Below are 19,735 nucleotides of genomic sequence, written 5' to 3'. Positions count from 1 at the left end.
CGGACGCCCCTGTGGTGTCCTGCGAGCGGGTCAGCAGCAGCGGGCGCCGCCGCCCGGGTCACGGTCCCGGGCGTCCATCCGGCAGCGCTCGAACTCGCCGCGGCCGGGGACCGGGGCGCCGGGATCTGCCCGGCGGACCCGCTCCACGTGTCTGTGGTAGGCGTTCTCACCGGTCAGTTCGGTGAGATACCACCACACCCAGCGGATTCCCCGGCGCACCCGCCGCAGACCACGTCGCAGGGCGGTCATGCCCGGACCTCCTCCCGTGGTGCACCCGATCCGCCGTCCTCGCCGGGTACCCCTCCGCTGGAGGGCAGTCCGGCAGCGGCCATCTCCGCCCGCTCCTCCTGGGTGGCGACCAGCTCCGCGGGGGCGACGATGCGCGACTTCACGTACGGGGTCTCCAGGTCCTGGACGCTGTCCGGCTGCCGGATCGCCTTGACGCACACCCGCGCCGCGTCCGCGATGATGACCACGACGAGGACGGCGAAGAGCGCGGACAGGATGCCGTCCACGGTGGAGTTGGTGACGATCGCCCGCATCTGCTCCACGGTCTGGCCCGGCAGGACCGGCTCGCCGTTCTCGATGGCCTCCTGGTACCGGGCCCGCTGGGCGAAGAAGCCTACCCGCGGGTCGGCGGAGAACACCTTCTGCCAGCTCGCGGTGAGTGTCACCACGGACACGAAGGCGAGCGGGACCGCGGTGACCCATGCGTACCTGAGCCGCCCCGACTTGATCAGCAGGGTGGTGCAGATGGTGAGCGCGATGGCGGCCAGCAACTGGTTGGAGATGCCGAAGACCGGGAAGAGCGTGTTGATACCGCCCAGTGGATCGTGCACACCGACCCACAGGAAGTACCCCCACAACAGGGCGACCACGGCGCTGGTGATCCACACGCCGGGTTTCCAGCCGTGATCCTTGAACTTCGGGCTGACGCCGCCGATGACCTCCTGGAGCATGTAGCGGCCGATGCGGGTCCCGGAGTCCAGGGTGGTGAGGATGAACAGGACCTCGAACATGATGGCGAAGTGGTACCAGAAGGCCATCATCGCCTCGCCGCCGAGGAACTGGGTGAAGATCGCCGCCACACCCATGGCGAAGGTGGGGGCACCGCCGGTCCGGGAGAGGACCGACTCCTCCTCGATCGACGCCGCGGCGGCCTGGAGTTGCTCGGGGGTGATGGTGTAGCCCCAGGACGTGATGGTCTGCGACGCGGCCTGCACCGTGTCGCCGATGACGGCGGGCGGGGCGTTCATCGCGAAGTACAGCCCCGGGTCGAGTACGGCCGCCGCGATCATCGCGAGCACCGCCACCGAGGACTCCATCAGCATGCCGCCGTAGCCGATCGGGCGGACCTGGGTCTCCTTCTGGAGCATCTTGGGTGTGGTGCCCGAGGAGACCAGGGAGTGGAACCCCGACAGGGCGCCACAGGCGATGGTGATGAAGACGAACGGGAACAGCGAACCGGCGAACACCGGCCCGTCCCCGCGGGTGGCGAACTCGGTGACCGCCTCCATCTTCAGAGAAGGGTTGGCGATCAGCACGCCGGCGAACAGCAGCCCGATGGTGCCGATCTTGAGGAAGGTGGACAGGTAGTCCCGGGGGGCCAGGAGCAGCCAGACCGGCAGCACCGAGGCGATGAAGCCGTAGGCCACCAGCCAGATGACCAGCGTGGCCGGGCTGAGCGTGAAGGTGTCGGCCCAGGACGACTCGGCCACCCACCGTCCCGCCACGATGGCGAACAACAGCATGCCGATGCCGATGGCCGTGGTCTCGACCACCCGCCCGGGTCTGATCCACCGCAGGTAGACGCCCATGAACAGGGCGATGGGGATGGTGAGGGCCGTGGAGAAGACGCCCCAGGGGGAGTCCGCCAGGGCGTTGAGCACCACCAGCGCCAGCACCGCGAGCAGAATGACCAGGATCACGAAGACGGCGACGACGGCGGCGGTGCCGCCGACCGGGCCGATCTCCTCACGGGCCATGCGGCTCAGGGACTTGCCGTCCCGCCGCGCGGAGAAGAACATCGTGACCATGTCCTGGACGGCGCCGGCCAGGATGACGCCCACGATGATCCAGATGGTGCCGGGCAGGTAACCCATCTGCGCCGCCAGCACCGGGCCGACCAGAGGTCCGGCGCCGGAGATCGCGGCGAAGTGGTGTCCCTGAAGCACCCTGCGGTCGGTGGGATGGAAATCCACTCCGTCATTGAGCCGCTCGGCGGGCGTTGCCCGGGTGCTGTCCGCCTTGAGCACGCGGTAGGCGATGAACTTGGAATAGAAGCGGTAACCGATGGCGTAGGAGCCGAGAGCGGCCGCCACCATCCACGCGGCGGAGACCTCCTCTCCGCGGGAAAGTGCCAGCATGGACCAGGCGAACGCGCTGATCAGCGCGACCACCGTCCATACGGCGATTGTCTTCGGGCGTACGTTGCGCACGCTGCCTCCTTTGTGATTCCCCCGATTGTCCCGGCGGGACATTAGGGCAAAGGAGGCGGGAAGACCATGGTCAGGTCAGTCCTTTGACCGGCCTTTCCAGATTCGCCACGAACTTGTAACGGTCGCCGCGGTAGACCGAGCGCACCCATTCCACCGGTTCGCCCGAGGTGTCCCGCGAGTGCCGGGAGAGCATCAGCATGGGCAGTCCGACATCGGTGCCCAGCAGCCCGGCCTCGCGCGGGTTGGCCAGCGAGGTCTCGATGGTCTCCTCGGCGTGTGCCAGGTGGACGTCGTAGACCTCGGCCAGCGCGGTGTACAGGGAGGTGTAGCGCACCAGGCTGCGCCGCAGTGCGGGGAAGCGTTCCTGGGACAGATGGGTGGTCTCTATCGCCATCGGTTCGCCGCTGGCCAGCCGGAGGCGCTCGATGCGCAGCACCCGGCCGCCCTCGGGCAGGCCGAGCAGCCGGCTGAGCCGCTCGTCGGCCGTGATGTAACCGATCTCCAGCAGCTGGGAGGTCGGCTCCAGGCCCTGGGCGCGCATGTCCTCGGTGTAGGAGGTCAGCTGGAGCGCCTGGGAGACCTTCGGCTTGGCGACGAAGGTGCCCTTGCCCTGGATGCGCTCCAGGCGGCCTTCCACGACCAGCTCCTGGAGCGCCTGCCGCACGGTGGTCCGGGAGGTGTCGAACTCGCTGGCGAGGGTCCGCTCCGGAGGTACGGGGGTGCCCGGCGGCATCGTCTCGGTCATCTGCTGGAGGTGCCGCTTGAGCCGGTAGTACTTCGGTACGCGGGCGGTGCGGTTCCGGTCGGCGGCGTCCTTGGGGCCGGCACTTCCGGGAACCGTTCTCCTCGCAGGGTTCACGGCGCCCGCCGGCGCGCCCCCGTCCGTCACCATGGCACGCCTTCCGCCTTGTTCCTGTGCCGCTGTCATCGGCTCCTGCGCAGTGTGGTCGCTGCCATCGTGGCACGGACTAGACCACTGCGGGCACCCGAACAGGTGTCGGTCCGGTAACGGAGCGGGTCGCCTCCCTGTCGGTCCTTGACTCTCCAAGTGGTCTAGTCCAAGCTGCCGGGGGAGTGGTCCAGACCTCTTCCCCGCCCTTCCGGTCACCCGCGTCCCCGCACGTCAGGGGCCTGGCCGCCCCTGAGGAGAGTGACGAGTTGCGCAAGCTCACCGCGGCCCTGGCCGCTGCCGCACTGGCGGCCGTCGCCACCGCCTGCGGCACCGGGAACGGCGGGGGCGGAACCGGCGCGCTGACTGTCTGGCTGATGGACGGCTCGGCCCCCCAGGAGTGGCTGGACGAGCTCAACGCCGCCTTCGAGGAGGAGCACGGCGTGCGGGTCGACGTCGAGATCCAGCAGTGGGACGGCATCCAGGACCGGGTGACCACCGCCCTGTCCGAGGACGGCACCGTGGACGTGCTGGAGATCGGCAACACCCAGACCGTCGGCTACGCCGGCACCGGAGGCCTGGCCGGGCTGTCCGGCCTGGAGGACGAGCCCTGGAACGAGCCGATGCTCGCCTCCGCCCGGCTGGACGGCACGCTCTACGCCGTCCCCTGGTACGGCGCCAACCGCGTGGTCGTCTACGACCGGGCCATCTGGCGGGAGGCCGGGGCCGAGGTCCCCGCCACCCGGAAGGAGTGGCTGCGGGCGCTGGAGACCATCGAGGAGAACACGGACGCCGAGCCGCTGTATCTGCCCGGCCGCAGCTACTACGTGATGGGCGGCTTCGTCGCCGACGAGGGGGGCGGCTTCGCCGTCGAGGAGGACGGACGCTGGAAGGGCGCCCTGAACACCCCCGAGGGCGAGGCCGGCATGGCCTTCTACGCCCGGCTCCACTCCTTCTCCGATGCCCCCGCCGACAACGACGAGGCCTCGCCGCAGCAGTCCACCGAGATCGTCCCCAACCGGCCGGTCGCCTCCTGGATCGGACTGGGCTGGGAGGCCGCCGCCGCCATCGAGGCGATCGGCGAACGCGGGCAGGAGGCCGACTTCGGGTACTTCCCCGTCCCCGGGCCGACGGCGGACCGGCCGGGCCATGTCTTCCTGGGCGGCTCCAACCTGGCCGTGTCCGAGCGCGCCGGCGACAGGGAACTGGCCGAGGCATGGGTGCGAACCGCCACCTCCGCCCGGTGGCACCAGAGGTTCGTCGACGCCTACGACGGGGGCGTGGTCCCGGCCCGCACCGACGTGACCGCCCGGCCCGCCGAGGGCTCCTTCGCCGAGGCCATGGTGGCGTCGGCGGACGCCGGCTATCTGCCGCCGCTCACCGGCGGATGGTCCTACGTCGAGACGGAACCCAATCCGGTCAAGGACCTGATGACCCGCGTGCTGAACGGCGCGGACTACCGGACCGCCGCCGCGGAGGCCGACACCGAGATCACCGCCCGCATCAACCGCGACTGACACCGGCCGGACCCCCGCCCGGCCCGCCCCGCCGTACCGCTTCGAGCGAGGAAGACCCGCATGACCGCGCAGACCGGGCAACGCCCCTCCCCGGCGAGCGCTCCCGCCCGGGAGCGGCTCCGGCGCGGTTCCTCGCTGCCCTACCTGCTGATCGCCCCGGCGGTGCTCGCCCTGGCGGCGGTCCTCGGGTACGCGCTGGTGCGCAACGTGGCCATCTCCTTCCAGGAGTTCGGACGCCGCGAACTGATCTCCCGGACGACCCGGTGGGCGGGTCCCGACAACTACCTGCGGGTGCTGGAGGACCAGCGGTTCTGGTCGGCCACCGCACGCACCTTCGCCTTCATGGCCGTCAATGTGGTGCTCATCATGGTGCTGGGCACCCTGATCGGACTGCTGCTGGGCCGGGTGCGCAAGGCCGTGCGGCTGGTCCTCTCGCTGGCGCTGGTGGCCGCGTGGGCGATGCCGGTGGTGGCCACCGTCACGGTCTTCCGCTGGCTGTTCGACACCCAGTTCGGGGTGGCCAACTGGGCGATGCGCACCGTCGGCCTCAGCGGCTACGACCAGCACAACTGGTTCGGTTCCGGGCTGTCCACCCTGACGGTGGTCACGGTGCTCGTCGTGTGGGCGTCCGTGCCGTTCGTCGCCCTCAACCTGTACGCCGCGCTGACCACCGTGGGGCCGGAGATCTACGAGGCGGCCCGGGTGGACGGCGCGTCCGCCGTGCGGATCTTCGTGTCCGTGGTGGGTCCGATGATGAAGCCGTTCTTCCTCATCACCACGTTCCTCGAGGTCATCTGGGTCTTCAAGGCATTCGTGCAGGTGTACGCGATGAACGGCGGAGGTCCCAACCGGGAGTCCGAGACGCTGCCGGTCATGGCCTACATCGAAGGCATGGGACAGAACCAGTACGGCACCGCTGCCGCGATCTCCGTGCTGACCCTCCTGATCCTGCTGGTGGCGATGTCCTTCTGGTTCCGGCTGATCCTCCGGCAGGAGAAGGAGGGGCAGCCATGAGCACCACCGACCGCGCGGACGGGACCGGTCTGCCGGACCCCGGCCGGACGCCCCCGGCGCCGCCGCCGGCGGTGTCCGCCGGCCCCGCTGCCGCCCGGCCCGGGGCGTGGGGACGGCGCACCGCCCGTCGAGCGGGGCCGCGCCGGCGCCCGCTGTGGCCGGAGGCGCTGGCCCTGCTGCTCGCCGCGGTGTTCGTCTTCCCCGTGTACTGGATGTTCGCCACCTCCTTCAAGAGCAACTCGCAGGTGCTCACCCGCGACCCGGTGCTGTGGTTCACCCCGACCTTCGAGCACTACGCCACCGCGACCGGTGTCGAGCTGTTCTGGGTCTATGTCCGCAACAGCGTCACGGTCACCCTGGGCGCGGTGCTGCTGGCCCTCCTGGTGGCGCTGGCGGCGAGCTTCGCCCTGGCCCGCCTGGACTTCCGCGGCCGGCGCGGCATGGTGCTGGTGGTGATGGCGGCTCAGATGGCGCCCTGGGAAATCCTCATCATCGTGATGTACCTCAACGCCCGGGACCTGCGGATGCTCAACAGTCTGCTGACGCTCACGGTCGTCTACTTCGTGATGGCTCTTCCGTTCACCGTCTGGATGCTGCGTGGTTTCATCGCCGCGGTGCCCAGGGAACTGGAGGAGTCCGCCATGATCGACGGCTGCGGGAGGGGCGGGGCGTTCTTCCGGGTGATCTTCCCGCTCCTGGCTCCCGGTCTCATGGCCACCTCGCTGTTCGGCTTCATCATGGCGTGGAACGAGTACGCCATGGTGCTGGTGCTCAACAAGGCTCCCCAGGCCGCCACGCTGCCGCTGTGGCTGACCAGGTTCCAGACGAACTTCGGCAACGACTGGGGCGCCACCATGGCGGCGTCCTCGATGTTCACCGTTCCGGTACTGCTCGTCTTCCTCATCCTCCAGCGACGGGTCACCGGGGGCATGGCCGCCGGGGCCGTGAAGGGATAACGCACGCCCATGACCAGTTCCATAACCGACACCCTGACGCGGGACGCGCTGGCCGTGCTCCAGCCCGCCTTCGCCGGCACCACCACCGCCCCCGACTGGCTGCTGCGTCAGTTGGACAACGGCATGACCGGCGTCGGAATCTTCGGCCGCAACGTGGTGGACGCCGGACAACTCGCCGGCCTCACCGCCCGCCTGAGGGAAGTGCGCCCCGACGTGCTGGTCTCCATCGACGAGGAGGGCGGCGACGTCACCCGCCTGGAAGTGAATGAAGGGTCCTCGTTCCCCGGCAACCACGCGCTGGGCAGCGTGGACGACACCGGGCTGACGCGGGCGGTGGCCGGTGAACTCGGCCGCCGGCTGGCGGCCTGCGGGATCACCGTCAACTGGGCGCCGTCGGCCGACGTCAACTCCGATCCCCGCAACCCGGTCATCGGGGTGCGTTCCTTCGGCGACGACGAGAAGCTGGTCGCCCGGCACACCGTCGCCTACGTGGAAGGGCTCCAGTCCGCCGGCGTCGCGGCCTGCGTCAAGCACTTCCCCGGGCACGGCGACACCAGCGTGGACTCCCACCACGCCCTGCCGCGCATCGACACCGGACTGGACCTCCTGCACAGCCGGGAACTGGTCCCCTTCAAGGCGGCGGTGGCGGCCGGTACCCGCTGCGTGATGAGCGCCCACATCCTGCTGCCCGCGCTGGACCCCGAGCTGCCCGGCACCCTCAGCCCCGCGGTGCTGGGCGGTCTGCTGCGCGCACCGGCCGCCGAGGGCGGCCTCGGCTTCGAAGGACTGATCTTCACCGACGGCATGGAGATGGAGGCGATCGCCGCCGGATACGGCATGGAGCGCGGCTGCGTGCTGGCCATCGCCGCCGGAGCCGACGCCATCTGCGTGGGCGGCAGCCCCTCCGACGAGGCGGAGGTCCTGCGGCTGCGGGACGCCCTGGTGGCCGGCGTGCGCGGCGGGGAACTTCCTGAGGAACGGCTGCACGACGCCGCCGAGCGGGTCCGGGCGCTGGGCCGCTGGTCGGCCAAGGCCAGAGCCGCCGCCGGACCGGGGGAGGAGGACCCGCACATCGGGCTGGCCGCGGCCCGCCGGGCGCTGCGGGTCACCCGTGATCCGCTGACCGGCGGCCGGGCGCTGCCGCTCACCCGGCCCGCGTACGTCGCCACCCTCACGCCGGTGACCAACGTCGCCGTGGGGTCCGGCACGCCGTGGGGCGTGGGCGCCGAGCTGGAGCGGCTGCTCCCGGGCACCCGGAGCGGCAGTCACACTCGTCAGGAGGCGGACCGCGACGGCGTTCCCGCGCTGGTCGCCCGGGTGCTGGCCGAGGCCGGCGACCGCCCCGTGGTGGCGGTGGTCAGGGACATCCACCGGCACCCCTGGATGGCCGCGGCACTGGCGGCACTGCTCGACGCCCGGCCCGCGACGGCGGTCGTCGAGATGGGCGTGCCGCAGGCCGAGCCGTCCGGTGCCGTGCACCTCGCCACCCACGGCGCCGCCAGGGTCTGCGGCCTGGCCGCCGCCGAAGTTCTCACCGGCCGCCGTGGCGCCTGAACCCGACCGAGTTTCCCCCCGCCCGGCCCTTCGCATCAGTTCCGGCCCTTCCAGGAGGCATCCATGACCGCCACACCGCCCGCCCCGGACCAGCACCGCCCCGGCCGGATCATGTCCCGGGAGATGGCCGAGCAGCCCGCCGTGCTGCGCCGCCTGCTCACGAAGGGCGCCCCGGAGATCCGGGAGACCGCGCGGCGGATAGCCGCCCGGCAGCCGCGCTTCGTCCTGCTGACCGCCCGCGGGACGTCGGACAACGCCGCCCTCTACGCCAAGTACCTGCTGGAGATCCTGCTGGGCAAGCCCTGTGGGCTCACTTCCATGTCCACCACCACCGCCTACGGCGCCCGGCCGGATCTCACGGATGTCCTGGTGATCACCATCAGCCAGTCCGGTGGCTCGCCGGACCTGATCGACTCCACCCGGGCCGCCCGGGAGGCCGGCGCCGTCACCCTGGCGGTGACGAACAACCCGGACTCGCCGCTGGCCGCCGTCAGCGAGTTCCACATCGACATTCTGGCCGGCCCGGAGCGGGCGCTGCCGGCCACCAAGACCTACACGGCCTCGCTGCTGGCGCTCTACCTCTTCGTGGAGGGCCTGCGCGGCGTGGACGGAACCCGGGCGGCGGCCCGGCTGCCGGAGCTGACGGAGGGCATTCTGGCCCGCCGCGAGGAGGTGAGGGTGCTCGCCGGCCGCTACCGGTTCGCCGGGCGCATGGTGCTCACCTCGCGTGGCTACGGCTATCCGACGGCCAAGGAGGCCGCGCTGAAGCTTATGGAGACCAGTTACATCCCGGCCCTGTCCTACTCCGGTGCCGACCTGCTGCACGGCCCGCTGGCGATGGTGGACAACGTCTCGCCGGTCATCGCGATCGTCACCGACGGACGCGGCGGCCGTGCCCTGCAGCCGGTCCTGGAGCGACTGCGGGACCGCGGCGCGGACCTGGTGGTGATCGGCCCGCGGGACCAGGTGGACCTGGCGTCGGCGGGCTTCGCGCTTCCCGCCGAGCAGGTGGCGGAGGAGCTGCAGCCGGTGCTGGAGATTCTGCCGCTGCAGATGCTGGCCCACGAGGTGACCCTCGCCCGCGGGCAGGACCCCGATGCGCCCCGTGCCCTGGCGAAGGTCACCGAGACCCGCTGAGCGCCGGGCGCCCGGTGCGGGAGGGAGGCGCTGGGCCGCCGGGTCGTGACGCACCCAGGGCCGCGGCGCCGGCGAGGGACCCTCAACCCTCCCGGCACCGCAGCCCGGAGCATCGGGCCCGGTTCGCCGTCAGGGCAGAAAGCGCCGGGCCTCGCTCTGCCCTCCTGTGCGGGGAGGGCAGAAGTCTGCGCACTACCCCCGTATTCTCGCCCGCGGGCGGGCCGTGTGTCCATCCTTTGAACGGACTTCCGGATCTTCCCGGTCCTCGCGCCGGTGTGCCGTCATGCTCTGTTCCCACTCTCCGGGACCCGGGCAACAGCGTCCGGGTTTCGAACATGCGCCGGTAAGCTCGCTCCCGTGCCCTCCATGAACGACCTCGTCCGTCAGCACACCGATCTCGACGAGAAGGACCTCGAATGGCTGCATCTGCTCGTCTCGGAGTGGCAGCTGCTCTCCGACCTCTCGTTCGCGGACCTGGTGCTCTGGCTGCCCACCAGTGACGGCACGCGCTACGTCTCGGTCGCCCAGATGCGGCCCAACACCGGCCCCACCTCCTACCAGGACGACATGGTCGGCCACCTGGTGCCCCGCGGCCGCCGGCCGCTGCTGGACGCCGCGCTGGACGAGGGACGGATCGTCCGGGAGGGCGACCCGGAGTGGCGCGAGGAGGTGCCGGTCCGCATCGAGTCGATCCCGGTCCGCCACCAGGAGCGGGTGCTGGGCGTCATCGCCCGCAACACCAACCTGCTGACCGTGCGCACCCCCAGCCGGCTGGAACTGACCTACCTGCAGAGTGCCTCCGACCTGGCCCAGATGATCGCGGGCGGCGCCTTCCCGTTCCCCGGCCAGCAGGTCGGCATGGACAGGGCGCCACGGGTGGGGGACGGCTTCATCCGCCTGGACGCCGAGGGGGTCGTCCAGTACGCCAGTCCGAACGCCCTGTCCGCCTACCACCGGCTGGGGCTGGCCGCGGACCTGGTGGGTCTGCCGCTGGGGCCGACCACCGCCGAACTCGCCCCGACCCGCGGACCCGTGGACGAGTCGCTGGTGAAGCTGGCCAGTGGCTGGGCCCCGCGGGAGGCGGAGATCGAGGGGAACGACTGCGTCGTCCAGCTGCGCGCCATCCCGCTCAAGCCCCGGGGCGAGCGCATCGGCTCCCTGATCCTGCTGCGCGACGTCACCGAACTGCGCCGCCGGGAACGCGAACTGATGACCAAGGACGCCACCATCCGGGAGATCCACCACCGGGTGAAGAACAACCTGCAGACGGTCGCGGCACTGCTGCGGCTGCAGGCCCGCCGCATCGGGGGGACCGGTGACGGCAGTGCGCGGGCCGCGCTGGACGAAGCCGTCCGGCGGGTCGGGTCGATCGCCATCGTGCACGAGACGCTCTCCCAGAACCTGGACGAGCGGGTGGAGTTCGACGAGATCGCCGACCGGGTGCTGGCCATGGTGTCCGAACTCTCCCCCGGCCGGGTGACCGGGCATCGCACGGGCCGCTTCGGGATACTCGACGCGGAGACCGCCACCCCGCTGTCGATGGTCCTCACCGAGATCCTGCAGAACGCGCTGGAGCACGGTTTCGGCCCGGCCGAGCACGGCACGGTGGAGGTCTGTGCGACGCGTGGGGAAGCGGGCCGCGATCCCGGCCGGCTGCTGGTGACAGTGCAGGACGACGGGCGGGGTCTGCCGCCCGGGTTCGACCCGCGGACCGCCGGCAACCTCGGTCTGCAGATCGTTCGCACCCTGGTGGAGGGGGAGCTGGGCGGGCGGTTCGACATGCTCCCGGCGTCCACCGGGGGGACGAAGGTGGTGCTCGATATCCCGCTCACCGCGCACAAGCGTTGATCTGCCCGGCGCGCGGGCCGCGCGCGCCCGGCGCACGGTGCCACGAGCTGCTCCGGAACGGCCGAAGCCCCGGACCGCGGACACCGTGTGAACAGTGTGCGGTCCGGGGCTTCGGCTCAGTGTCGCGTACGCACCGGGGTGCTGCGCGCTGCGGCTCGGGGCAGCGAGTGGCGGGCGGTGGCCGCCGGGCGTGGGCTCAGGCAGTGGCCTTGCGCGCCCGGTTGCGAGCGGCGCGGCGCTTCATCGCGCGGCGCTCGTCCTCGCTCATTCCACCCCAGACACCGGAGTCCTGACCGGACTCCAGCGCCCACTGCAGGCACTGCTCCATGACGGGGCAGCGGCGGCAGACGGCCTTGGCTTCCTCGATCTGCAGCAGCGCGGGACCGGTGTTGCCGATGGGGAAGAAGAGCTCGGGGTCTTCCTCGCGGCAAACGGCGTTGTGACGCCAGTCCATGTCTGCTCCATCTCCTGCAGGGTTGCTTGTGAATGTGAACGCTTTCACGAATCCCTCCGCAGCGAAAGAGCCGCGCCCAAGGTTCTCCATGAAGAGGACCAACGCGGTCCCGTGGGGTGAGGAGGGGGTTCGGGGTCAGGGGGGCCGAAGCTCGGCCGTCCCGATCGCCACGAAAAGACTCGCAAACCTCGGCTTCGGATACAACCCCTTCCCGGAAGTTTTTTTTGATTCCTTGGTGTCGCTTAGCTCACAGCCTCACTTCCCGGGGGTGAGGTCTGGCGTAAACGTTCGACTGGAAGGACTTTGCGCCGATCTGGTCACACAATCACACGCAGTGCACGGCGTACACCTGTGAACGTCACGCTCGTACGCACTCCGAGGTGGTCACCATCAAGCTGGAACGGCAATGGCGCCTGCGATTGCAAGGTGAAGTCCGTTTCGTCGTGCAGCGAGACCACATGCTTGCCGCGCGGCCCCCGCTCGGGTGTGGACCGCAGCAGCTGGGTGCCGTACCGGGTCACCGCCGCAGGGGTCAGCCGGGTGAGAGCCAGCAGGTCAAGGGCGGTGTCGAAGGAAGCGGCCGGGGCGGCGTACACCGGTCTGTTCCCCAGAAAGGTCCACGGGGCGGTGTTGCAGACTATGGACAGCGCCAGCCCCGGCACCGGTTCGGCGCCCGGCCGCCGCAAGGTGATGCTCCCGGGGCCGTGCTGCGCCTGCCCGGCGAACTGTCGCAGCACCTGACGGACATACAGCGAGTGGGTGGAGCGCTTGCCGCGCTCGCGCTGCTGCTCCACCCGGCCCACCACGCCGGCGTCGAAGCCCAGCCCGGCGCAGAAGGTGAACCACCGGCTCGGCACCTCGGCGTCGGCGGTCCCCGGGGTGCCGGTGGCCAGCCCCAGGCCGATGGCCCGCTCCCGGCGGACGTGCAGGGCGTCCAGCAGCGCGCCGGTCGCCTCCACCGCGTCGTTCGGCAGGCCGAGGGCGCGCGCGAAGACGTTCGTGGAGCCGCCGGGCACCACTGCCAGCCGCGGCAGCCGCTCCGGATCCGGTCCGGCGTGCAGCAGCCCGTTGACGACCTCGTTCACCGTGCCGTCACCGCCCAGGGCGACGACCAGGTCGGCGGTGTCGTGTTCAGCGGCCTGCCGGGCGAGCGCGCGGGCGTGCCCGCGGCACTCGGTGGTCGCGACCTCCAGCTCGAGGTCGCTGGCCAGTGCGTGCGTGATGACCTCGCGGGTCCGCGCGGTGGTACTGGTGGCGGCGGGATTGACCACGAGGAGGGCGCGCATGGGGTGCAGCGTACCCAGACGGGAGCCGCGGGAGCGTGCCGGGACGCGGGCTGCGGCCGATACCCTGGCGATGTGAGCGAGCACCCCCCTCCCCCGGCGGAGCCCGCCGGCACCGCCCGGCAGGCCGGGAACAGCACACCGGCACCGTCCGGGCAGCCGGAACACGGCACCCCGGCCGGGCCACCCGCGGGAAGCAGGCCGCGCCGGGTCGCCGTGGCGGCCGCCCTGACCGCCGGGCAGGGCGCGGTGATCGCCGCCTTGGGCCTCTACATGCTGGTGCTGCTGTTCACCAGCACTCCGGACGGCGTGCTCCAGGCGGTCACCGGGGCGCTGACCGTGCTCGTGCTGTCCGTCCTGCCGCTCTCCGCCGCCCGCGGGCTGTGGCTGCTGCGTCGCTGGAGCCGCGGTCCGGCGGTCGCCCTCCAGGTGTTCGCGCTGCCCACCGGCTGGCAGATGATCGTCAGCGGCGGCCCGTGGGTGGCCGCCGGGCTGGCGCTGGGTGCCGTCGCGCTGACCGTGCTGGCCTGCCTGGCCTCGCCGACGGCGGCCAGGGCGCTGGGCATCGGCCCCCGCGCGGCCTGACCGCCGGGCGTCACTCCTCGACCAGCAGCTTGTCCCGCAGCTGCGCGAGGGTGCGGGCCAGCAGCCGGGAGACGTGCATCTGCGAGATGCCCACCTCCTGGGCGATCTGTGACTGGGTCATGTTCCCGAAGAAGCGCAGCAGCAGGATCTTCTTCTCCCGCGGCGGCAGCTCCTCCAGCAAGGGCTTGAGGGACTCCCGGTACTCCACGCCCTCCAGCGCGTCGTCCTCCGCGCCGAGCGTCTCGGCGACGGCGGGCGATTCGTCATCGGTGTCCGGGACGTCCAGCGAGAGGGTGCTGTAGGCGTTCGCCGACTCCAGCCCCTCCAGGACGTCCTCCTCGGAGATGCTCAGCCGCTGGGCCAGTTCGTGGACCGTGGGCGCCCGGCCGTGCTGCTGGGAGAGCTCGGCCGTGGCCGAACTCAGCGACAGCCGGAGCTCCTGCAGCCGCCGCGGCACCCGCACGGCCCAGCCCTTGTCGCGGAAGTGGCGCTTGATCTCGCCGACGACGGTGGGCGTGGCGTAGGTGGAGAACTCCACCCCGCGGTCCGGGTCGAACCGGTCCACCGACTTGATCAGACCGATCGTGGCGACCTGGGTGAGGTCGTCCAGTGGTTCGCCGCGGTTGCGGAACCGCCGGGCGAGGTGTTCCACCAGCGGAAGGTGCATCCGCACCAGGGTGTTGCGCAGCTCGGCGCGCGCGTCCGAGCCCTCCGGGAGCATCCGCAACTCCACGAAGAGGGCGCGGGCGGCCGCCCGGTCCTGCGGGTCGGGAGCGGTACGCCGCTGCCCGCCCTGCTCCGGCACGCTGTGCCGCTCCGGCAGGCCGGTCACCACTGCCTCGCCGGCCGGCGAGGACTCCGTCCGTGCGCCGTGCTCCACGTCACTCACCTCGGCCCCTTCGTCCTCCGACGGCCGCTGGGCGCCCGTCACGGCGCCCCGGGGGCGGCGCCGCGCTTCTTGTGCAGGCTGATTCTGACCGTCCGGTCCTCCGCCACCTCGGACTCCACCTCGCCCGCCAGCGCGGTGAGGACCGTCCAGGCGAAAGTGTCCCGCTCCGGCGCGTGGCCCTCGGTGGTCGGTGCCGAGACCGTCACCCGCAGTGCGTCTCCGACCAGGGTGAAGACGCAGTCGAGGGTACTCCCGGGAAGCGCCTGCTGGAGCAGGATGGCGCAGGCCTCGTCGACCGCGATGCGCAGGTCCTCGATCTCGTCGAGGGTGAAGTCCAGCCGGGCGGCGAGCCCGGCGGTGGCCGTGCGCAGCACGGACAGATACGCGCCTTCCGCGGGGAGCCGGACTTCCACGAAGTCCTGCGATCCGGCCTCACCTGGGATCTGGGACACCCTCACCTCCACAGTGACTTGCACACCTGACGAACCGACCGCACGGAGGGTTCGCGTGCGACGCTACCGTGATCCGCGCCGTGCTGTCGCCCGGAGGGAGGACGGTCCTCCCGGTCCACCTCGATGGCATCACTCATCGTAATGCAGCGGGCGCGTGCGGTGCCCGGCCGGGAGGGCGTCGATCCGTGCACCCGCGATCACGTGGTGCCGCGGGGAAGGCCGCCCGGCGCGGGGGATCAGCCGGTGATCACGGCGGCGAGCACGGTGCCCTCGGTGAAGGCGCCCTGCTGGGCCAGCGCGGTGAGCGCGAACAGCAGTTTGGCGACGTACACGCGGTCCGGAGCGGGCAGGCCGTGCCGGGCGGCGAAGTCCTCGGCGAACGCCTCCAGCGGGGCGGGAACACGGGCGAATCCGCCGTGGTGGTGGCCCTCCGCCAGGGACCAGTCGCCGCGCCGGCCGCCGAAGGCGGCGGTCTGGAGCTCCAGCACGGAGCGGCCGAGGAAGCCGCCGCGCAGGACGGGCACGCCCAGGGCCCGGTGCCGCGGGCCGAGCCCTGCCGCCAGACCGGCCAGCGTGCCGCCGGTGCCGCAGGCCACCGCGGTGACGTCCGGGGGGTGCGGGGCGTCGAGAAGTTCCCGGCCGAGCGCCGCACAGCCGCGCACCGCCGCGGTGTTGCTGCCGCCCTCCGGGACGGCGAAGAAGTCGCCGAAGCGGTCGCGCAGTCCGGCCAGGAAGCCGGGCTCGGTGCGCCGGCGGTAGGCCGCCCGGCTCACGAAGTGCAGCCGCATCCCGTCCGCCGCGCAGCGGGCCAGCGACTCGTTCAGCGGCCGGCCGGCGAGTTCGTCGCCGCGCACCACGCCGATGGTGGCCAGGCCCGTGAGCCGGCCGGCGGCCGCGGTGGCGCGCAGGTGGTTGGACCAGGCGCCGCCGAAGGTCAGCAGCGTGCGGTGGCCGCCCTCGGTGGCGGCGCGGAGGTTGGGGGTCAGCTTGCGCCACTTGTTGCCGGGGAGGTCCGGGTGCAGCAGGTCGTCCCGTTTCAGCAGCAGCCGCACGCCGCGCCGGGCGAAGCGGTCGTCGTGGATTTCCTGCAGCGGTGAGGGGAGGGCCGCCGGGGGGAGTCCGGGGAGGGTGGTCACCGTCTCATTGTTGCCCGGTGCGGCGCACGACCGTGCCGGAGGCCCGGGGCGTGAGGGGGGTGAGGGGCGCGACGCGCACATGTCGTTCCGGTAACGGAGCGGTCTCCGGGCCATCCGGGCCGTTGACCATCGCGGCAGGTCTAGTCCAAGCTCAGGGGCCTGGTCTAAACCAGTAACGGCCAGCCCCGGCCAGTCCCGCAGTCATGCCTGCGACGCCACGCGCGGTCACAGGAGGGGAGACCGCGACCGGCGGACGGGAGATCTCTGGCATCCGAGGAGGATGGAAGTGAATCGCAAGCTCATAGCGGCCATCGGCGCTGCGGCCCTGCTCGGTCTCACCGCCTGCGGGTCCGACGGGAACGACGGCTCCACCGGCTCCGACGCGGCCCCCGAGGACCGCAGCGAGACCCTCACCGTCTGGCTGATGGGTGAGGCCGACAGCACCTGGCCGCATCTCGTCGAGCAGGTCAACGAACAGTTCGCCGAGACGTATCCCAACGTCAAGGTCAACGTGCAGTACCAGCAGTGGGGTGACAAGACCACCAAGCTGGACGCCGCGCTCGGCGGGGACCAGTTCCCCGACATCGTGGAACTCGGCAACACCGAGACCATGCAGTACATCCTCAACGGTGCGCTGGCCGAGATCGACCCCGCGGACTACGAGAACTCCGACACCTGGCTGGAGGGCCTGGAGACGGCCTGCACGGCCGACGGCACCCAGTGGTGCGTCCCCTACTACGCCGGCTCCCGGCTGGGCATCTACAACGCCGAGATGTTCGAGCAGGCCACCGGCTCCGCCGAACTCCCGCAGACCGAGGAGGAACTGCGGGAGGCGCTGGACGCCCTGGCCGAGGAGTTCGGCTCCGACGACTCGTTCTCCGCCCTCTACCTGCCCGGACGCTACTGGTACGCCGCGATGTCCTACGTCTCCGCCTACGGCGGCGCGATCGCCGAGTTCGACGAGGACGCCGGCGAGTGGCGGGCCGCCCTGTCCACCCCCGAGGCCCAGCAGGGCATCGAGCACTTCACCGAACTGGTCAAGACCTACAACAACGGCGACCAGACCAAGGACGAGCAGGACCACGGCCAGGTCATGGCCAACGAGAAGTCCGCGCTGATCTACGGCCCCTCCTGGGAGGCGGGCGTGATCGTCAGCGAGGAGAACGAGGGCAACCCGGAACTCGACGGCAAGATCGCCGTCGCGCCGATGCCCGGCCCCGACGGCCAGGTGCTGCCCACCTTCATCGGCGGCTCCACCCTGGGGATCATCGGGAAATCCAAGGTCCAGGACCTCGCCACCGACTGGATCGCCCTCTTCACCTCCGCCGAGTCCATGGAGGTGCTGGCGGAGACCAGCACGCTGCCGAACAACACCGCGCAACTGGAACTCCTCTCCGGCAACCCTGACATGGCCGCATCGGCAGCCGCCCTGGAGAGCTCCTGGTTCACCCCGATCGCCCCGGGCTGGGCCACCATCGAGCAGCAGGGAGTCCTGCAGAACATGCTCCTGGAGGTACTGCGCGGCACGCCCGTCGAGGAGGCCACCGCAGAGGCCGACCAAAAGATCGACGAGCTGATCAACAGCGACGTCTGATCCGCGGGCGCGCCCCGGGGCGGGACCGGCCACCGGTCCGCCCCGGGGCGCGCCGAGGGCGACCTCCGAGGAACGAAAGGCCCGCACAGTGAGTGCTCCCACCACCGACCGCCCGCCCGAGGCGTCTCCGCCCGGGGCGACGGCGGGCTCGGCCGCAGGCGGCGACAGTGGCGTCGTCCCGCCCCCGGTCCGGCAGCGGCGTCGGCCCGACCCCGGGCACGGCCGCGGCATCCTGCCCTACGCGCTGGTCCTCCCGGCGCTGCTCGCCATCGCAGCCGTCTACTTCTACCCGCTGTTCCGCACGGTGGTGATGTCCTTCCAGGACTACCGCCGCAGGCATCTGTGGAGCGGCGACGCCCCGGACTGGGTCGGCTTCGACCAGTTCACCAACATCTTCTCCGACTCCCACTTCTGGGGCGTCACGCTCAAGACCGTCGTCTTCATGGTGGTCTGCGTCGTGCTCACCATGTCGCTGGGACTGCTCATCGCGCTGATCATGCAGCGGATGTCCGCGTGGGTCCGGCTGCTGGTGACCTTCGCCCTGATCACCGCCTGGGCGATGCCGGTCATCGTGGCCACCTCCATCTTCCGCTGGCTCTCGGACTCCGAGTACGGCCTGTTCAACAACCTGCTCAGCAGAATCCCGGGGCTGGACTTCCGCGGCCACAACTGGTTCCTGGAGACCTGGCAGGGCTTCACGGTGATCGCCGCGGTGGTCGTCTGGGGCGCCATCCCCTTCGTCGCCGTCACCCTGTACGCCGCGCTCACCCAGGTGCCCAAGGAACTCGTCGAGGCCGCCCGGCTGGACGGCGCCGGCCCGCTGGGCATCTTCACCAACGTGGTGTTCCCCGTCATCAAGCCGGTGTTCCAGCTGGTGGCCACGCTGTCGGTGATCTGGGACTTCAACGTCTTCGTCCAGATCTTCCTGATGCGCGGCAACAACGTGGAGCCCCAGTACGAGGTGCTGGGCATCTACTCCTTCCAGCTGGCGTTCCAGAGCGCCTCCTTCAGCCAGGGCACCGCCGTTGCCCTCGTCGCCGTGCTGCTGCTGTCCGGCGTCGCCGTGTACTACCTGCGCCAGCTCATGAGGAGAGGTGAGGTCGAATGAGCGCCACCGCTCCCGAGAATGTCCGGCAGAGGCTGCGCCCTGACCGCAAGAACCGCCGGGCCGGCTACAACCTCGCCGGGCTGCTCGTCTTCGTCGTGATGGCCTTCCCGGTGTACTGGATGGTCGCCACCGCCGTGCGTCCCCCCAGGGAGATCCGCTCCTGGGACCAGACGCTGTGGCCCTCCTCCTTCTCGCTGGACGGCTTCCGCACCGCCATCGAGATGAACTTCTTCTGGAGCTCGGTCCGCACCAGCCTGATCGTCGCGCCGGTCACCGTCCTGGCCGCCATGGTGCTGGCCCTGCTCGCCGCCTTCGCCATCGGCCGCTTCCGGTTCTACGGGCGCCGGGCGCTGCTGATCGTGCTGGTCCTGGTGCAGCTGCTGCCGCCACTGGCCATGCTGATCCCGCTCTACCTCCAGCTGAACGCCATGGGCGGGCTCAACCAGTACTGGTCGCTGATCGTCGTCTACACCGTCGCCGCGCTGCCGTTCAGCGTCTGGATGCTGCGCGGCTTCATCATCAACATCCCCAAGGACCTGGAGGAGTCGGCCATGGTGGACGGCTGCACCCGGATGGGGGCGTTCTGGCGGGTGGTCTTCCCGCTGATCGGCCCCGGGGTCGCGGCCACGTCGGTCTTCGCGCTCGTCAACACCTGGAACGAGTACCTGCTGGCCTATGTGGTGATGCAGGACAACGAGCGGTGGACGCTGCCGGTGTGGATGATGTCGATGACCACCCAGCGGGGGACCAACTACGGCGCGCTGATGGCGGCCTCCATCCTCATCGCGCTCCCCGTGGTCATCTTCTTCATGCTGGTGCAGCGCAAGATGGCCACCGGCCTGACCTCCGGCGCCGTCAAGGGCTGACCCCGCACGCCCGGC

The 19,735-nt window shown here is 71.1% G+C and carries 18 protein-coding genes; 10 read left to right on the top strand and 8 right to left on the bottom strand.

Going from position 1 to position 19,735, the window contains the following annotated elements:
• Positions 1-30 precede the first annotated feature (30 nt).
• Genes ABD299_RS04530 through ABD299_RS04520 form a run of 3 tightly spaced genes read right to left on the bottom strand, consistent with a single transcriptional unit; the run spans position 31 to position 3,330 of the window.
• A complete protein-coding gene (locus ABD299_RS04530; protein ID WP_344259001.1) occupies positions 31-249 on the bottom strand; it encodes a YbdD/YjiX family protein in 219 nt (72 codons plus the stop codon).
• On the bottom strand, positions 246-2,480 hold the full coding sequence (locus ABD299_RS04525) for a carbon starvation CstA family protein (RefSeq protein ID WP_425581248.1): 2,235 nt from the start codon (positions 2,478-2,480) through the stop codon (positions 246-248). Before ABD299_RS04525 ends, ABD299_RS04530 begins: the two co-directional genes overlap by 4 nt.
• Before the next feature lie 28 nt (positions 2,481-2,508).
• Positions 2,509-3,330 carry a GntR family transcriptional regulator gene (locus tag ABD299_RS04520; protein WP_344258999.1) on the bottom strand — a complete coding sequence of 274 codons (822 nt, stop codon included), beginning with the start codon at positions 3,328-3,330 and terminating at the stop codon, positions 2,509-2,511.
• A 266-nt stretch (positions 3,331-3,596) separates the two neighbouring features.
• Between ABD299_RS04520 and ABD299_RS04515 the strand changes: the two genes are divergently transcribed.
• The 6 genes from ABD299_RS04515 (at position 3,597) to ABD299_RS04490 (ending at position 11,353) form a co-directional block, all read left to right on the top strand.
• Complete coding sequence (locus ABD299_RS04515; protein ID WP_344258998.1) at positions 3,597-4,844, top strand: extracellular solute-binding protein; 1,248 nt, start codon at positions 3,597-3,599, stop codon at positions 4,842-4,844.
• A gap of 60 nt (positions 4,845-4,904) precedes the next feature.
• The gene (locus ABD299_RS04510) at positions 4,905-5,858 is read left to right on the top strand and encodes a carbohydrate ABC transporter permease (protein WP_344258996.1); all 954 of its coding nucleotides are present in this window, start codon (positions 4,905-4,907) and stop codon (positions 5,856-5,858) included.
• On the top strand, positions 5,855-6,814 hold the full coding sequence (locus ABD299_RS04505) for a carbohydrate ABC transporter permease (RefSeq protein ID WP_344258995.1): 960 nt from the start codon (positions 5,855-5,857) through the stop codon (positions 6,812-6,814). The genes ABD299_RS04510 and ABD299_RS04505 overlap by 4 nt, the downstream gene beginning before the upstream one ends.
• Before the next feature lie 9 nt (positions 6,815-6,823).
• Entirely contained in the window at positions 6,824-8,368 is a 1,545-nt protein-coding gene (locus ABD299_RS04500; protein ID WP_344258994.1) for a glycoside hydrolase family 3 protein, read from the top strand.
• 63 nt (positions 8,369-8,431) lie between these two features.
• A complete protein-coding gene (locus ABD299_RS04495; protein ID WP_344258993.1) occupies positions 8,432-9,505 on the top strand; it encodes an SIS domain-containing protein in 1,074 nt (357 codons plus the stop codon).
• A 357-nt stretch (positions 9,506-9,862) separates the two neighbouring features.
• A complete protein-coding gene (locus ABD299_RS04490; protein WP_344258992.1) occupies positions 9,863-11,353 on the top strand; it encodes a sensor histidine kinase in 1,491 nt (496 codons plus the stop codon).
• 196 nt (positions 11,354-11,549) lie between these two features.
• Here the strand turns inward: ABD299_RS04490 and ABD299_RS04485 are convergent, their stop codons facing one another.
• Positions 11,550-11,807 carry a WhiB family transcriptional regulator gene (locus ABD299_RS04485; protein WP_019433310.1) on the bottom strand — a complete coding sequence of 86 codons (258 nt, stop codon included), beginning with the start codon at positions 11,805-11,807 and terminating at the stop codon, positions 11,550-11,552.
• A 317-nt stretch (positions 11,808-12,124) separates the two neighbouring features.
• Complete coding sequence (locus ABD299_RS04480) at positions 12,125-13,093, bottom strand: diacylglycerol/lipid kinase family protein (protein ID WP_344258984.1); 969 nt, start codon at positions 13,091-13,093, stop codon at positions 12,125-12,127.
• A gap of 72 nt (positions 13,094-13,165) precedes the next feature.
• Between ABD299_RS04480 and ABD299_RS04475 the strand changes: the two genes are divergently transcribed.
• On the top strand, positions 13,166-13,675 hold the full coding sequence (locus tag ABD299_RS04475) for a hypothetical protein (RefSeq protein WP_344258982.1): 510 nt from the start codon (positions 13,166-13,168) through the stop codon (positions 13,673-13,675).
• 10 nt (positions 13,676-13,685) lie between these two features.
• Here ABD299_RS04475 and ABD299_RS04470 read toward each other — a convergent pair whose 3' ends face one another.
• The 3 genes from ABD299_RS04470 to ABD299_RS04460 form a co-directional block, all read right to left on the bottom strand.
• Positions 13,686-14,714 carry an RNA polymerase sigma factor SigF gene (locus tag ABD299_RS04470; RefSeq protein ID WP_344259036.1) on the bottom strand — a complete coding sequence of 343 codons (1,029 nt, stop codon included), beginning with the start codon at positions 14,712-14,714 and terminating at the stop codon, positions 13,686-13,688.
• The gene (locus ABD299_RS04465; protein ID WP_344258981.1) at positions 14,603-15,016 is read right to left on the bottom strand and encodes an ATP-binding protein; all 414 of its coding nucleotides are present in this window, start codon (positions 15,014-15,016) and stop codon (positions 14,603-14,605) included. The genes ABD299_RS04470 and ABD299_RS04465 overlap by 112 nt, the downstream gene beginning before the upstream one ends.
• Positions 15,017-15,252: 236 nt before the next feature.
• Positions 15,253-16,233 (bottom strand): 1-aminocyclopropane-1-carboxylate deaminase/D-cysteine desulfhydrase, encoded by a 981-nt coding sequence (locus ABD299_RS04460; RefSeq protein WP_344258979.1) that lies wholly within the window; start codon positions 16,231-16,233, stop codon positions 15,253-15,255.
• A 205-nt stretch (positions 16,234-16,438) separates the two neighbouring features.
• Here ABD299_RS04460 and ABD299_RS04455 point away from each other — a divergent pair, with 205 nt between their 5' ends.
• The 3 genes from ABD299_RS04455 to ABD299_RS04445 all read left to right on the top strand — a co-directional run bounded on the left by ABD299_RS04455 (position 16,439) and on the right by ABD299_RS04445 (position 19,720).
• Positions 16,439-17,746, top strand: a complete 1,308-nt coding sequence (locus ABD299_RS04455; protein ID WP_344258977.1) for an extracellular solute-binding protein — start codon at positions 16,439-16,441, stop codon at positions 17,744-17,746.
• An 88-nt stretch (positions 17,747-17,834) separates the two neighbouring features.
• Positions 17,835-18,854, top strand: a complete 1,020-nt coding sequence (locus tag ABD299_RS04450; protein WP_344258976.1) for a carbohydrate ABC transporter permease — start codon at positions 17,835-17,837, stop codon at positions 18,852-18,854.
• Complete coding sequence (locus tag ABD299_RS04445; RefSeq protein ID WP_344258975.1) at positions 18,851-19,720, top strand: carbohydrate ABC transporter permease; 870 nt, start codon at positions 18,851-18,853, stop codon at positions 19,718-19,720. The genes ABD299_RS04450 and ABD299_RS04445 overlap by 4 nt, the downstream gene beginning before the upstream one ends.
• Positions 19,721-19,735 lie beyond the last annotated feature (15 nt).

Source organism: Streptomyces sodiiphilus (genome assembly GCF_039529215.1).
Taxonomy (GTDB): domain Bacteria; phylum Actinomycetota; class Actinomycetes; order Streptomycetales; family Streptomycetaceae; genus Streptomyces; species Streptomyces sodiiphilus.
The sequence above is the reverse complement of the archived record's forward strand: the minus strand, read 5'-3'. Positions and strand labels throughout refer to the sequence as shown.

What these genes read in the sequence shown, in the direction of transcription:
- ABD299_RS04500 (WP_344258994.1), top strand. Translation starts at nt 6,824, where the DNA reads ATGACCAGTTCCATAACCGACACCCTGACGCGGGACGCGCTGGCCGTG.
- ABD299_RS04525 (WP_425581248.1), bottom strand. Translation starts at nt 2,480, where the DNA reads ATGTCCCGCCGGGACAATCGGGGGAATCACAAAGGAGGCAGCGTGCGC.
- ABD299_RS04530 (WP_344259001.1), bottom strand. Translation starts at nt 249, where the DNA reads ATGACCGCCCTGCGACGTGGTCTGCGGCGGGTGCGCCGGGGAATCCGC.
- ABD299_RS04495 (WP_344258993.1), top strand. Translation starts at nt 8,432, where the DNA reads ATGACCGCCACACCGCCCGCCCCGGACCAGCACCGCCCCGGCCGGATC.
- ABD299_RS04485 (WP_019433310.1), bottom strand. Translation starts at nt 11,807, where the DNA reads ATGGACTGGCGTCACAACGCCGTTTGCCGCGAGGAAGACCCCGAGCTC.
- ABD299_RS04445 (WP_344258975.1), top strand. Translation starts at nt 18,851, where the DNA reads ATGAGCGCCACCGCTCCCGAGAATGTCCGGCAGAGGCTGCGCCCTGAC.
- ABD299_RS04480 (WP_344258984.1), bottom strand. Translation starts at nt 13,093, where the DNA reads ATGCGCGCCCTCCTCGTGGTCAATCCCGCCGCCACCAGTACCACCGCG.
- ABD299_RS04510 (WP_344258996.1), top strand. Translation starts at nt 4,905, where the DNA reads ATGACCGCGCAGACCGGGCAACGCCCCTCCCCGGCGAGCGCTCCCGCC.
- ABD299_RS04460 (WP_344258979.1), bottom strand. Translation starts at nt 16,233, where the DNA reads ATGTGCGCGTCGCGCCCCTCACCCCCCTCACGCCCCGGGCCTCCGGCA.
- ABD299_RS04520 (WP_344258999.1), bottom strand. Translation starts at nt 3,330, where the DNA reads ATGGTGACGGACGGGGGCGCGCCGGCGGGCGCCGTGAACCCTGCGAGG.
- ABD299_RS04505 (WP_344258995.1), top strand. Translation starts at nt 5,855, where the DNA reads ATGAGCACCACCGACCGCGCGGACGGGACCGGTCTGCCGGACCCCGGC.